The 12315-nt window shown below is 72.6% G+C and carries 12 protein-coding genes and 1 pseudogene; 5 read left to right on the top strand and 8 right to left on the bottom strand.

Annotated elements, in window-relative coordinates:
• Positions 1 to 45 precede the first annotated feature (45 nt).
• From LPA54_RS09280 to LPA54_RS09270, 3 genes are all read right to left on the bottom strand, one after another.
• A complete protein-coding gene (locus tag LPA54_RS09280) occupies positions 46 to 468 on the bottom strand; it encodes a DUF2267 domain-containing protein (protein ID WP_228975671.1) in 423 nt (140 codons plus the stop codon).
• A 172-nt stretch (positions 469 to 640) separates the two neighbouring features.
• Positions 641 to 1036 (bottom strand): DUF2267 domain-containing protein, encoded by a 396-nt coding sequence (locus LPA54_RS09275; RefSeq protein WP_228975669.1) that lies wholly within the window; start codon positions 1034 to 1036, stop codon positions 641 to 643.
• A gap of 68 nt (positions 1037 to 1104) precedes the next feature.
• Positions 1105 to 1542, bottom strand: coding sequence for an Hsp20/alpha crystallin family protein (locus tag LPA54_RS09270; protein WP_228975667.1), 438 nt, complete (start codon positions 1540 to 1542; stop codon positions 1105 to 1107).
• Between the two features lie 145 nt (positions 1543 to 1687).
• Here LPA54_RS09270 and LPA54_RS09265 point away from each other — a divergent pair, with 145 nt between their 5' ends.
• Positions 1688 to 2368 (top strand): type III effector protein, encoded by a 681-nt coding sequence (locus LPA54_RS09265; RefSeq protein ID WP_228975665.1) that lies wholly within the window; start codon positions 1688 to 1690, stop codon positions 2366 to 2368.
• A 385-nt stretch (positions 2369 to 2753) separates the two neighbouring features.
• The gene (locus tag LPA54_RS09260) at positions 2754 to 3971 is read left to right on the top strand and encodes a S8 family peptidase (protein ID WP_228975662.1); all 1218 of its coding nucleotides are present in this window, start codon (positions 2754 to 2756) and stop codon (positions 3969 to 3971) included.
• Between the two features lie 219 nt (positions 3972 to 4190).
• On the opposite strand, the gene LPA54_RS09255 is transcribed toward LPA54_RS09260, so the two are convergent.
• Positions 4191 to 5207 (bottom strand): Gmad2 immunoglobulin-like domain-containing protein, encoded by a 1017-nt coding sequence (locus tag LPA54_RS09255; RefSeq protein WP_228975660.1) that lies wholly within the window; start codon positions 5205 to 5207, stop codon positions 4191 to 4193.
• 126 nt (positions 5208 to 5333) lie between these two features.
• Here LPA54_RS09255 and LPA54_RS09250 point away from each other — a divergent pair, with 126 nt between their 5' ends.
• Complete coding sequence (locus LPA54_RS09250) at positions 5334 to 6077, top strand: spermidine synthase (protein WP_228975658.1); 744 nt, start codon at positions 5334 to 5336, stop codon at positions 6075 to 6077.
• A 71-nt stretch (positions 6078 to 6148) separates the two neighbouring features.
• Here the strand turns inward: LPA54_RS09250 and LPA54_RS09245 are convergent.
• Positions 6149 to 6321: pseudogene (locus LPA54_RS09245) on the bottom strand (IS5/IS1182 family transposase); the annotation flags it as partial.
• Positions 6322 to 6361: 40 nt separating this feature from the next.
• On the bottom strand, positions 6362 to 6622 hold the full coding sequence (locus tag LPA54_RS09240; RefSeq protein ID WP_228975656.1) for a hypothetical protein: 261 nt from the start codon (positions 6620 to 6622) through the stop codon (positions 6362 to 6364).
• 110 nt (positions 6623 to 6732) lie between these two features.
• Between LPA54_RS09240 and LPA54_RS09235 the strand changes: the two genes are divergently transcribed.
• Positions 6733 to 7347 carry a TetR/AcrR family transcriptional regulator gene (locus tag LPA54_RS09235; RefSeq protein WP_228975654.1) on the top strand — a complete coding sequence of 205 codons (615 nt, stop codon included), beginning with the start codon at positions 6733 to 6735 and terminating at the stop codon, positions 7345 to 7347.
• A 208-nt stretch (positions 7348 to 7555) separates the two neighbouring features.
• Here LPA54_RS09235 and LPA54_RS09230 read toward each other — a convergent pair whose 3' ends face one another.
• Both LPA54_RS09230 and LPA54_RS09225 read right to left on the bottom strand, forming a co-directional pair.
• A complete protein-coding gene (locus LPA54_RS09230; RefSeq protein ID WP_228975652.1) occupies positions 7556 to 8605 on the bottom strand; it encodes a hypothetical protein in 1050 nt (349 codons plus the stop codon).
• 31 nt (positions 8606 to 8636) lie between these two features.
• Entirely contained in the window at positions 8637 to 9872 is a 1236-nt protein-coding gene (locus LPA54_RS09225) for a DNA/RNA non-specific endonuclease (RefSeq protein WP_228975651.1), read from the bottom strand.
• Positions 9873 to 10754: 882 nt separating this feature from the next.
• On the opposite strand from LPA54_RS09225, the gene LPA54_RS09220 reads away from it, so the two are divergent.
• Positions 10755 to 12056 carry a hypothetical protein gene (locus LPA54_RS09220; protein WP_228975649.1) on the top strand — a complete coding sequence of 434 codons (1302 nt, stop codon included), beginning with the start codon at positions 10755 to 10757 and terminating at the stop codon, positions 12054 to 12056.
• Positions 12057 to 12315: the final 259 nt, after the last annotated feature.

The raw sequence follows: 12315 nt of genomic DNA, 5'->3' as shown, positions 1-12315 counted from the left end.
GTGCCCTGGTCCGCGGGGGAGGGCGCCGCCGGACGGCGGGGTGCGTCAGGCGGCGGCCTGCGTCAGTCGACGGGGTGCGGCGGGGGCCAGTTCCACGCGGCCGAAGAGCAGCGCGTAGCCACGGGGCAGCCCGGCGAGGATCCGCCGCGTGAGGGCCTCCCCCGCGTGGTCGGCGACGGCGGTGAGGACGGTGGACGTGGCCCATCGGGCTTCGGCGGGGGTGAGGTCGAGGGCGGTGGCGACACGTGCGACGAAGGCGGGGGCCGTGACGGGTTCGGTGACGGGGATCTGCGCGGCGAGCAGCGCCCCGGCCTCGGCGGGCAGGAGCCGCACCAGTCCGCACCGTTCGTCACCGACGACGTGGCCGCCGAGGGCGGTCAGGACGGCCCGCAGGACGCGTTCCGCCTCCGCGTCGGTGTCGTAGCGGCCGGCGGTGCGGATCTGCTGCACGAGTGCGTGCCACGTCATGGTCGGAGTGCCTTCCTTCCGCTCTTCCCGGTCTCCGGGCGACACGGTCCGCGGTCCTGGCGGGTCGTGCCGGCCCCTCGGTCTCGGGGTCTTCTGGTCTCGGGGGTCTTCGGGTCTCGGGGGTCTTCGGGTCTTCTCGGTCGCGCCGCGGCGACCGTCCGTCGTGGGTGGGTCAGTCCGCGCGGGGACGGCCGAACAGGAGGTCGTACCCGGGCGGGAGTTGCAGGAGCACGCGCCGCATGAGGTCCTCGCCGGCGGCGTCGGCGACGACGCTCAGCACGGCGCCGACGTCCCACAGGGCGGTCTCCTCGGTGGCTCCCTCGATCCACGCCGCGGTGGCGCGGACGAACCGCTGGGGGTCGAGGGGCTCCGCCGCCTGGAGGGGGTTGAGCAGGATCAGCTCGAAGGTCTCCGGCAACCGGGCCGCGAGCCCGGTCCGCACGTCCCCGACGAGGTGCGCGCCGAGCAGTGCCAGGACCACTCTGGCCGCGCGCTCCGCTTCCTGCCGTGCGGGGTACTCGCCGCGTTCCCGGACGGCGTCCAGGAAGGGCTCCCATCTCATCCGCATCGCACACCCCTTCCGACCGGCGGAGGGCGGGGGTGCCCGCCCTCCGGTCGCCCTGTGGGCGGGGCGGGTCAGCCCCTGATCTCCTTGCGCGTGCCCTCGCCGGCGCTGATGGCGACCTTGCGCGGCTTGGCGCGCTCGGCGATCGGGATGCGCAGGGTCAGGACGCCCGCGTCGTAGTCGCCCCGGATGTTCTCCACGTCAAGCGTGTCGGCCAGCATGACCTGACGGGAGAAGACACCGAGGGGACGCTCGGACAGCTCCATCTGCACGGCCTCCGCCCTCGGCTGGGGCCGGCGCTCCGCCTTCACCGTCAGCATGTTCCGCTCGACGTCGACGTCGATCGCGTCGGGGTCCACGCCCGGCAGGTCGAAGGCGATCACGTACTCGTCGCCGTCGCGGTACGCGTCCATGGCCATCGCGGCGGGCCTCGACCACGTGCCGGACGCGCCGACGAGGCGCTGGGCGATCCGGTCGAACTCCTGGAACGGGTCGGTGCGCATCAACATCCTGAACACCTCCATCGGCTCGATCGCTTCATGCCAATGCGTTCACCTGACTCCCGTTGTAGCATGTCGTCGTAACGATGACAAGACCGGATGTCATCACCAAGACGACGCCGGGACATCGCCGCCCGCACATGGAGGAGGTCCTGTGAGCGAAGCCGAGCAGTCGACGCCCCGCCCCCCGGCCCCCGGGTCCTTCCTGGCAGCCGCGGAGGCGCTGAGCGCCATCGACGACGCGATCCGGGCGGCGCAGGACACGGCGGCGGCCGACGGCCGCCCCGGCCCCCAGGCCCCGTCCGCCGCCGAGGAGGCGCTGGCCGCGCTGCTGACGTTGCGCGAGGTGCGCCGGCGGCTCGCCGACTGGGAGCCGGGGCTGATCGAGGCGGCCCGGGCGGCCGGGGCCAGCTGGGCCGAGCTCGCCGGGCCGCTGGGGGTGGCCAGCCGCCAGGCGGCCGAGCGGCGGTACCTGCGCCTGCGGCCCGGCGACCGGCACGGGACCACCGGGGACGAGCGGGTGAAGGCCACCCGCGACCGGCGCGCCGCCGACCGCACGGTCAGCGCGTGGGCCCGGCGCCACGCCGCGGACCTGCGGCAGCTCGCCGGGCAGATCACGGCGCTCGACGATCTGACCCGCCAGGCGCGGTCGCCGATCGGGCGGCTCACCGAGGCGCTGGCCGGGGACGACGCGGCCGGGCTCATCACCCCCCTCGCCGACGCGGGGCCGCACCTGCGCCGGCACCCGGACCTCGCTGCCCGCGTGGCGGACGTGACGCGCCGGGCGGACGAGCTGCGCCGCGCGAGCGACGAGGACCGCCGCACCACGGGCTGACCTCCACGGGTCACCGCCCCCGCGGCGCCCGCCCACCCCCGCCGCGGGGCCCTCAGCCGCCCCGGGCCCCTCTCGTGCCACGCCCCGCCGCCGTCCGCCCACACCCGCCTCCGACGGCGCATCAGGGGCGACACCGGCCCTTCGGGCGGGACTCGGCCGGTCGTCCCGCCCACGCGCCGGCACCGCCTCGCGCCACCCCACCCACCTCCGGATAGCCGGTCGGCTCATCCGACTAATGGCGTGCCCCTGACAAAGCAGCCTGGGTCGGCCCCCCGCGGCCGAGAAACCTGGTGACCGCGTGGCCCGCCCCGGCGGGCCACGCGGGCGCCCGCGGTCACGGACCGCGGCCCTCGCCCGCCCCGCGCCGACCGACCCGGAGACCCGTATGAGACTGTCCGCACGCCGCGCCTCCGCAGCGTTCCTGCTGCTCCTGCCACTCGCCGCCGCGCCCGTGTCCGCCACCGCCGCCACCGGCGGCGCCGAACCCCGCCCGACCGCCTCCCGGGCCGAGCCCGCGCCCCTCCTCACGCACGCGGCGGGCGGGATCGAGGGCCAGTACATCGTCACCCTCCGGGAGGGCGCGGCGCCGGCGGCGAAGGTCGCCGGGGTGGCCGGCGTCACCCCGCTCTTCTCGTACGAGAGCGTGCTGCACGGGTTCGCCGCCCGTCTCACGCCCGACCAGCTGTCAGCGGTACGGGCCATGCCGGAGGTCGAGGCCGTCGAGCAGGACGCGGTCGTCACCGCCACCCCCGTCGCGGCCGAGCGGCCGGCGCCGCGGGCGCCCGCCTCCAGCTGGGGGCTGGACCGGATCGACCAGCCGTATCTGCCGCTGGACAACCAGTTCAACGTCCAGGGGACGGGCGCGGGAGTGTGGGCGCTCATCCTCGACACGGGGATCGACTACTCCCACCCCGAGTTCGCCAACCGGGCCTACTTCGGCTTCGACGCGATCGGCGACGGCCGCAACGGCCAGGACTGCAACGGCCACGGCACCCACGTCGCGGGCACCGTCGCCGGAGCGACCTTCGGGGTGGCCCGGCAGGCGAAGGTCGTCAGCTTCCGCGTCCTCGACTGCGAGGGCAAGGGCGCCTACTCGGGCATGATCGCCGGGTTCGACCGGGCCGCGGCGAGCAACGCCCGGCCCGCCGTCCTCAACGGCTCCCTCGGTGGCCCCCGCTCCGACGCGGTCAACGCGGCAGCCGACAACCTGTTCGCCAAGGGGGTCCTGCCCGTCCTCGCCGCCGGCAACAGCGCCGAGGACGCCTGCAAGGTGTCGCCGGCGAGCACGCCGCGCGCCGTCACCGTCGGCGCCTCCGACCACCAGGACCGGGAGGCCTCCTTCTCCAACTTCGGCCCCTGCCTCGACCTGTACGCGCCCGGTACGCAGATCAGGTCCGCCCGGCTCGGCGGCGGCAGCACCACGCTGGACGGCACGTCCATGGCCAGTCCGCACGTCGCCGGTGTCGCGACGCTCTACAAGGCACGGAACCCCGGCGCCTCCCCCGCCGAGGTCACCGACTGGCTCCTCCAGCAGTCGGTGAGCGGCGCCCTCACGGTGTCGAAGGGCTCCCCCAACCGCCTGGTGCAGACCGGCGGTCTCTGACCCTCCGCGCCCGGCGTCCCGCGGACGGCGGCCCCACCCGCCGTCCGCGGGGCGCCGCACGTCCACGCGTCCCCGTCCCCGCTCCCGTCCCGGTCACCCGTGCCCGCGCCCGGCCGACGGTCCGCGCGGCGTCGGAACCCGTCCGGACGGCGCCGCCCCGGCCGACGGTCCGCCGCTCGGGCCGGCGTGCCGGGCCGGCCCGCCCTTTCGGCACGGCTGTCAGCGCCGCAGGGTCACGGGGACGCTCGCGGCGTCCACGAGGCGGCCGTCCTCCGCCGAGTCCCAGGTGGCGCTCAGCGCCCCGGGCCCCTCCCGCGCGGCCTCGAAGGGGACCGTCAGGTCGAACGTGCCGCGCGTGCCGCTGCCCGACGACGCCATGCCGTGCACTTGTGCCGCGGTGCGGTCGGCCGCGTCGACGATCCGGAGGCCGAAGGAAGCCTCGAAGGTGTTCGCGGTGCCCCACACCCGGACCGGGCTGCTGACCGTGTCGCCGATCATCGGCGACTCCACGAGCACGGCCGGCGTCACGTCCTCGAAGTCGGCCCGGCCGACCGGCCGGGACAGGTCGACGCCCTCGCCGCCGAAGTGGCGGACCGGTTCGCCGTCGAGGGAGAAGCGCACCGACGTCACCGCCGGGAAGCGCGTGACCGTGTGGACGACCTGCGCGAGCCGGGCGCGCATCGACAGGGTGCCGCCCCCGTCGTCGTACCGGCCGGACAGGTCCACGGTGGCGACGCCGTCGCGCACGGCGAGGGACCTCAGTTCCGTCCCCGCCGGAATGGCCGTCGTCCGGTCGTGGCCTCGTTCGAAGCGGTTGGGCCCCGCCAGCAGGGCCCGCAGGGCGCCGGCCGCGGTGGCCGGGGCGGTCACCGAACGGGGGGCGGGCGACACCCGTTCGCCGTGCAGGAAGTAGACGGCGACCCGTACGTGCTTGCCCCCCGGGGGCGGTGCGGTGGGCTGCGTCGTGGCGGGGGCCGTCGGCGGGGTCGTCGACGCGGGCGGAACGGTGCGGTCGGAGGACGCCGGGCCGGAGGCCGACGGCGGGGCGGTCGTGCCGGCCGGGTCCGCCGGCACGGGCGACCCGGCCGCGGTGCCCGGCACCTCGCCGGGCGGGGTCGTCCCGCCGGCTCCCGCCCCGCACGCGGTCAGCGCCAACGCCAGGACCAGGGCGGAGGCGAGCGGCGCGGCCCGGGGACGCGTGGCCGGTGCGGGTGTCGTACGGGTACGGAATGCCATGGCAGCCTCCTCGCGGCCCCTCCGGTCGAGGGGACACCGTCGCGTCTCGCCGGGGAAGGGTCGGGTACCCCGTCTTTCGTGCGTTGTAGCCCCGTTCGGTGGTGATCCTCCGGTAGCGTCCGGATCGTGACCTCACGTTTCCAGGAGCTCGACTGGCGGCCGACCCCGATCGGCGACATCAGCCTGCGGCGCCGGCGTGACCCCGCGTCGGGCGCCGACGTGTACGAGGTGAAGCTCGACGACGCGTATCTGATGTCCAGTCTCTTCACGGAGGGCGAGGTGGCGCTGGCCCGGCTCGGGCTCGCCGCGCTGCCCGACGCCGCCCCGCCGCTGGACGTCGTCGTCGGCGGGCTGGGCCTCGGCCACACGGCGCACGCCGCGCTGGCGGACCCGCGGGTGGGTTCCCTGCTGGTGGTGGAGGCGCTCGGCGAGGTCATCGGCTGGCACCAGCGTCACCTCGTACCGCTCGGCGCGGCCCTGACCGCCGATCCGCGCTGCCGGTTCGCGCGCGGTGACTTCTTCGCGTCGGTCGCCGCCCCGGGCGGCCCGGACCCCGACCACCCGGGGCGGCGCTTCGACGCGGTACTGCTGGACGTCGACCACTCACCCGCGCACGTGCTGCATCCGCGGCACGCGGCGCTGTACCTGCCCGACGGGCTGCGCGCCCTCGCCCGCCATCTGAAGCCGGGCGGCGTCTTCGCGCTGTGGTCGAACGACCCGCCGGACGAGGTGTTCACCGCCGCGCTCGCCGAGGTCTTCGCCTCGCACGCCTCGCACGTGGTGACGTTCCCCCGCGCGGCGGGCAGCGACGAGGACGGCGCGGCGGCCAACACGGTGTACGTGGCGCGCACTTCCGGGACGGCGGCCTGAGGAGCGTCCCGCAATTCATCTCGGGTCACGGTGCTTCGCTCATGGTGACCTCGTGGTGTGCCGGGTTGACCGGCCGCCGTTGGCAGCACCCGGTCCTCCAGCGCAGGCTCCACGGCCGGCCCCGCCGCACGGCGTCAGCGCCCTCGCGGCGCAGCGAGGTCACCGACCTGCTGAACAGCCACGAGCTCAGCCCGGCGAACGGGACCATCCCAGACGGCTCCGACGCCGTGATCACACCAGCCACACCCGGACCATCCCAGCTCGCCGGTTGGCCTGCGGACTTCTCACGGGTGGCGGTCCGCCCGCCTCCTCGCGTAGTGACGGCGCGCCGCCGTTCCCAGCAGGGCCAAACCCGCGAAGCCGACCAGGAGCGTCGCCCACTCAGGCATATGGGCTGCCCGCAGGAGGCCAGCGACGCCGAAGCTTGTGTCCCACGCCGCCTCCGTGATGGCGGAGCCGAAGCCCTGGATGGCCAGGATGGCACCGAACAGCCACAGCAGCCCCTGACCTGAGCTGCTGTCCGTCCTCCGGAACTGTTTCGCCATGACGAGCCTTCCCTCCCGATGTCCACGCACCTTTCCGATGCGATCGCATCACATCGTGCAGCGGAACCGGATACGATGCAAGTGCATCAGAACATGGGAGGGATCAAACCGTGCCCAGACAGGTCGACTACGAGGACCGACGCCGACGGATCGCCGAGGCGGTCTGCACCCTGATCGCGCGCTCCGGCATGGAGGCCGTCAGCCTCCGCGACGTCGCCGCCCAGGCCAATGTGTCCATGGGCGCTGTCCAGCGGTGCTTCCGTACCAAGCAGGACATGCTGCTCTTCGCGCTGGAGCACATCTCCCAACACGTCAGCGAACGCGCCAACCAGCGCATCGCCGCCACATCCACCCCTCAGGCCGCGTCGACCCTGCTGTCCCACACCCTGGCCGAACTCGCCCTGCTGGATGAGGAATCGAGGACACAGGCTCACGTCTGGCTGGCTTTCGTCGCGCATGCCCCTGCCAGCGAGAGACTGGCCGCCGTCCTGCATGACACCTATGCCAAGCTCCATGGCCTCATCGCGTGGCTCATCCGCTACGGCCAGGACACCCAGGAAATCCTCCAGCACCTTGACCCCGATCGCGAAGCACACACGCTCCTCGCCCTGGCCGACGGCCTCACGGTCCACGTCCTGGCAGGCCATCACTCCCCGGCCACGGCGCTGGCCACCCTCCAACGCCACATCGACCACCTGCTGGAAAACGCATCCGCCCGCGGCTGACGCCGCCAGCCCACCACATCGGCATCGCACCAGCCCCAGGCAGGCAGCGCGATGAGAGCAGATCAGCAGTCACGGGACAGCCGTCAGGGACTGTGTCGCGCCTGACCCGTCGGATCGCGCCCATCTCTCCCGCCACCGGGCCGGAGTCCACGCCCACTCGCCCCGAACCGAACGATCACGCTCGAAGCGGGTGGGATCTGGGAAAAAATCACTGAATCAGTTCGATGCACGGATGGTCCGGGGATGCCGGGCAGATGTGGAATTGCATGCCATAGCCCCCGGCGAGGACGATCCTGGTGAAGTTCGCCGGGGGATTTCCCCGCGGCGGGGGTGGTGTGTCGCCGGCCGGGTCCTCGATGGGGGCCCAGCTCTCGCTGCCACCGTCCCATTCGGTCGAGGCGATCGTCAGCAGCGGGTCCATCTCGATGTCGCACCCGGGGCAGCGCCGGGGCACGGGGTCGGTGAGGCCCCAGTTGCTCCAGCCGCCGACCTTCCAACCGGGGGAGACCGAGAGGTGGTTCAGGTAGAACTCCTCCGGGGCGGGCTCGTAGGAGCTGTCCACCGCTGATCCGGCCGCCTGCCACCTGCTCCAGTCGCCCAGTTGCTCCTGCAGCTCCTTGCTCAGCTCCAGGAAGTTCGGGTACTCGGTGACCTGCTCCGGTGCGAACAGGCAGGGATCGGGCAGGTAGTCGGAGAACTGGATCGCGGAGGGCTCGGGAGGGGTGCCGAGGACATCGGCGACCTCGGCGACGGACCGCCAGAGCAGTACGGGCCTGGGGTTCGCCGGGTGGTCGAAGGGACACCAGAGGACCTGGAGAAGATCGGCCTCGGACGGCCCGAGCGTGCGGAGTCGAGGGATGTCACGCATGTACAGCTGGGCCACGGGCAGCATGGCGACCGGGCCCTCGGGCCACGGGCGGCCGGCCCGGAGCCGGTTGTCGGTCGCCAGTTCCTCGAGCGTGGCCCAGGGGCCCTGGGGTTCGCGGCGCCGCCGTTCGTCCGTTGCCTCCCGGTGGCGACGCAGCAGCCGCACGTCCGCTGGTGAGGGGCCGGTGCTCGTCCCGTGTCCTTCGTGCGGCTCGTCGCAGTGCGGCCACGGCTCGTCGGCGGGCCACAGCAGCGGCCCGCCGACGGAACTGTCGTGCACCGACGGCGACCCCGGGCGGGGGTGCAACCGGGTCGCCGTGCGTGCCAGCGGGGCCAGCTGAGGGAAGAGCGCGGTGACGTCGAGCGGCCGCGGCGGGCTGGTGCGACTCATGCCGGCTCCCGTGGGCACTGACTGGTCCGGATCAGTTTCCGAGGTTGAGCAGCCCGGTGTTCCCCTTGGTGTTGGTGACGCCGGTGATGGGCAGCAGACTCTGCGTTCCGTCCGCCCGCTGAATCGCGGCGCTCATGGTGACGCCCGTGGGGATCGTGCTGGCATCGTTCTTGTAGAGAGGTGTCACCTGGTAGTAGACCGCATCGTCCGGCCCCATGGTGGTCGCGTCAACCGCGTCCTTCACAGCCTTCTCGTAGGTCCGCATGCTGGGTGTTCCGGTGTTCATCCCCACCTGCCAGCAGGGGACGAGGTTGTCCTGTCCGCCGTCCCGTACCTGCCCCTTCCCGCCGAGGATGTAGGCGATCAGGTGGCACCGGGCGAGTCCGTAAGGTGCTGGAGTGCCGGGCGCGGCGTGCGGGCGGGCGAACACCTGCGCGTCCTGCCAGCCGGTGATGTCCCCGGCAGCCAGGCTGCCGTCGCCGAGTTTCTTCCGCAGGCAGGCTTGCGCGCCGGCTGCCCGGGTACCGGCCGGGCTGGTCGGGTCGGTCCGGTTGCGGTGCGGGACCGGTTGGGTGCTGTTGAGGATCCACCCGTCGCGGGAATTGGCCTGCATCATCTTCAGGCATGCGGCCTTCGGCTTGGTGAGGCGCTCGGTTCTGCGCGCCGGCTCCGCAACGCAGATGTCGCCGTTCAGGAACTGGAAGTGGGATACGCCGGGATCGAGCTCGGCTGTGTAGAGTCCCTCGTCCTGGTTCTCATCGCTCGTGTAGCCGCCCTGCCAGCTGCCGCGCAAGGCAAGGTTGCCTTGACTGGTGTACTCGTGGGCGTAGTCGTTCGGCCCCTTGATGGTGACGCGCCACTTGTAGCCGATGGCTGACCCGCCCAGGACCTCGAACCCGGTCTCCATGGCGAACGGGTGGCGGTTGGACTTCTCCTTGAGCCTGACCCAGGTGATGCCGCATGGTCTGGGCTCGGCGGCCTTGAGCCGGCTCTTGGCCTGCCGGGCGGCGCGGCTCATCACAAGGTCCTTGTGGGCCGCCGGGATGGGAATGGTCTTCCCGTCGGCCAGCCGCACAGTGACGTCGCCCGCGCGGTCCGGTGTCGTGGTGACCAGCTCCGTCACCCGCACCGTGGTCATCTCGGACGTGATGGTGTGTTCCGTCGGGCCTTCCGTGACGGCGCTCCCGCGGTCGGCCAGATACGTGGGCGCGGAGGCGGCCGTCGCCGTGCCACCACTGGACGCGACAGCGGCGGCCGTCGCGACCACCGTCGCCCCTGTCAGGGCGCGGCGCAGCCTGTTCGGCTTTCGGTCCCGCCCTCCGCGGTGGCGACGTAAACCTGGTATGGACATGTTCATCCTCTTCTCCGTGACTTCCGGTCGATACGGTCTGGGTGCGCGCACCGGATGTTCGGGCGTCATGCGGACGCTGCCGGGCCGGCCGTGGGGCGCAGTCGGCCATCGGCTACGGGTCGCTCGGCTCGGCGGCAGGCGAGCTTGTCGTACGGTGCCGCCACGCCATGGCCTCGCCAGGCACCGGCCGACTCCGGTGCTCGCACCCGCAGTCGGCCCGGCCGGCTTGCCCTGGCATGGTCTCCTCGATCGAGATGTCCGCCTCTTGCCCGGACGGACCCCCCGGAGGGCAGGAGCGCAACCTTGGCCGGCAGTCCTCATCTCCCGGCGACTTCCTGCTTCCGTCGTTCTTAGAGCTGTTTGGGCAAGCGCACAAACAGCGAGACCGCCCCGGCCGCCGAAGGCGCTCGATTTCGGAGTACACGAATTGGCTGGATGCCGTGACCATGCGACGGCGGTCAGCCGCACCGGCAGATCATGAGGAACCGGTCCGAAACTCACGGATTGCCGGGGGCTTGGCAGCGGATTCACGGCCGAGCAGCCGTCTCCGCACTGTTTGCGGCGGACTGTATCCCCGCACATGAAATCCTGATGAAACCGTTCAGGGAAAACCTGCGAACCGCCCCTGAAAGGCCACGGGTTGGGCCCCGAAACCGACCGGTTCCGTCATCGCCACTCGGCCTCGGCCGACGTTAGGTTCGTCCTGATCAAGAACCACCCACCATCACACCGACCACACCATCGGCCGGGACTCCCACGTGCCCCGACGCGGAGCCTGGTCCAAGGGGGATGAGCACGATGCGTCATTCACGATCATCCGACCTCCGGAGAAGAGGGCTGACGGTCCTCACCGCGCTCGCCGCCTCCGCGCTCGCCGCCACAACGGTGACGGCCGCTCCCGCCGCGGCAGCTCCGACTGCGGTCAAGCCGGCCACTCCGGCGGCCGGTCAACCCAAGCTCGGCGATTCCTGTACGTCAGCCGACCTCGGCAAGCGCTACCCGTACATCAAGTCCACGCAGGTCGTTCCGACGATCACGCATTTCAAGGGCTGGTACGTCACCGAGGGGTCGACGGGCTCCCAGACGATCGAGACCAGCACACAGACCGTGGTCACGGTCCAGGTCGGCCTCTCCGCCGACATCCAGGGCAGCTTCCAGGTCGAGCTGCTCGGCCAGGTGGGCGGGACCCTGGGCCTGAACGTGCAGGTGTCCTCCAGTACCACCAGCAGCGAGTCCAAATCGATCTCCTGGGACTTCCGCAGACCCGGCTACTACGCCCTGTACGAGGGGACCCGCAAGGTCACCGGCCAGTACGGCAGTCTGAACTGCAATCGCGTCGGCACCGGCGACGGCACCTACGCCACCAAGTGGGTCGACGGGCCCGAGAGCGGCGGTTACACCACCTACACCACCCTCGAAGAAGGCGCGGTCCGCTGCGAGGACACCGTCCCGGCCGGCAGCATCATGCGCAAGGCACAGGACCTCCTCGACTGCGGCTCCCCCGCCGCAGCCGCCAAGCACCCGGCCGGACCGGTCCCCTCGGCCAAGGCCGACCAGGCCAGGCACGACGCCGCCACAGCCGCCAAGGCCGCCCGGGCCGCGCAGAGGGTGAAGACCCCCCAGGCCGCCAAGCCCGCCCCGCGCGCCGCCCTGAACTGCCAACCCGCCGTCTACCGGATCGACGTCCCCGGCAAGCCCCTGAACTGGAGCGCACCGGCCCTGGCCAACGACGGCGTCCGCCTGCGCCAATCCAATTGGACCAGCGCCCACCTGGACAACTGGCGGCTGTGCGATGTGACGGAGAAGAACGGAGTCATCGAGGCGTCCCTGTGGAACTGGGGCAGCGGCCGTTGCGCGACCATCCCGGCAGACATCGCCAACCAGGAGCGGGCCTACCTGACGACGGCCGCCTGCGGGGAGGACGACCTCCAGCGGTTCTACATCTACCGCGACGTACCCGGCAGCCCGAAGGTCGGCGTACAGAACAAGTACACCGGCTCCATGATGGGCCACGACCGGTACGCGGACGGTGAGCTCATCCGCCAATACTCCAGCGGCAGGCAGGACGGGACGGGTACGTACCACCTGACGGGAGTCTGACGGCCCCCACCCCGTGAGCGCGGCCCCGCACGTGAACCCCGGCCTCCCGGTTCCGTGCGGGGCCCCCCGCGTCTCCACCCCGAGCCCAGCCTCGCCGGACCGGCGCCCGCGGCCGGACGTCCCCCGCTGCATACGGCGAGCCCCCGCCGGAGTGGTGCGCGCTTCGACCCGACGACAGGACCGAGGTCAGCGCGCGCGTACGCGAGGCCGGTTGGCGGTGGCCGTCGAGTTCTCGTCCCGGTTCGTCACCGGCCCGTCG

Origin of the sequence: Streptomyces sp. DH12 (genome assembly GCF_020873895.1) — a bacterium.
GTDB lineage: Bacteria > Actinomycetota > Actinomycetes > Streptomycetales > Streptomycetaceae > Streptomyces.
This window is presented reverse-complemented; position numbering and strand designations above follow the sequence as displayed.

Excerpts from the sequence above, each read along its gene's own strand:
- LPA54_RS09275 (WP_228975669.1), bottom strand. The coding sequence starts at position 1,036 with ATGCGGATGAGATGGGAGCCCTTCCTGGACGCCGTCCGGGAACGCGGC.
- LPA54_RS09230 (WP_228975652.1), bottom strand. The coding sequence starts at position 8,605 with ATGAGTCGCACCAGCCCGCCGCGGCCGCTCGACGTCACCGCGCTCTTC.
- LPA54_RS09255 (WP_228975660.1), bottom strand. The coding sequence starts at position 5,207 with ATGGCATTCCGTACCCGTACGACACCCGCACCGGCCACGCGTCCCCGG.
- LPA54_RS09240 (WP_228975656.1), bottom strand. The coding sequence starts at position 6,622 with ATGGCGAAACAGTTCCGGAGGACGGACAGCAGCTCAGGTCAGGGGCTG.
- LPA54_RS09260 (WP_228975662.1), top strand. The coding sequence starts at position 2,754 with ATGAGACTGTCCGCACGCCGCGCCTCCGCAGCGTTCCTGCTGCTCCTG.
- LPA54_RS09280 (WP_228975671.1), bottom strand. The coding sequence starts at position 468 with ATGACGTGGCACGCACTCGTGCAGCAGATCCGCACCGCCGGCCGCTAC.
- LPA54_RS09270 (WP_228975667.1), bottom strand. The coding sequence starts at position 1,542 with ATGTTGATGCGCACCGACCCGTTCCAGGAGTTCGACCGGATCGCCCAG.
- LPA54_RS09220 (WP_228975649.1), top strand. The coding sequence starts at position 10,755 with ATGCGTCATTCACGATCATCCGACCTCCGGAGAAGAGGGCTGACGGTC.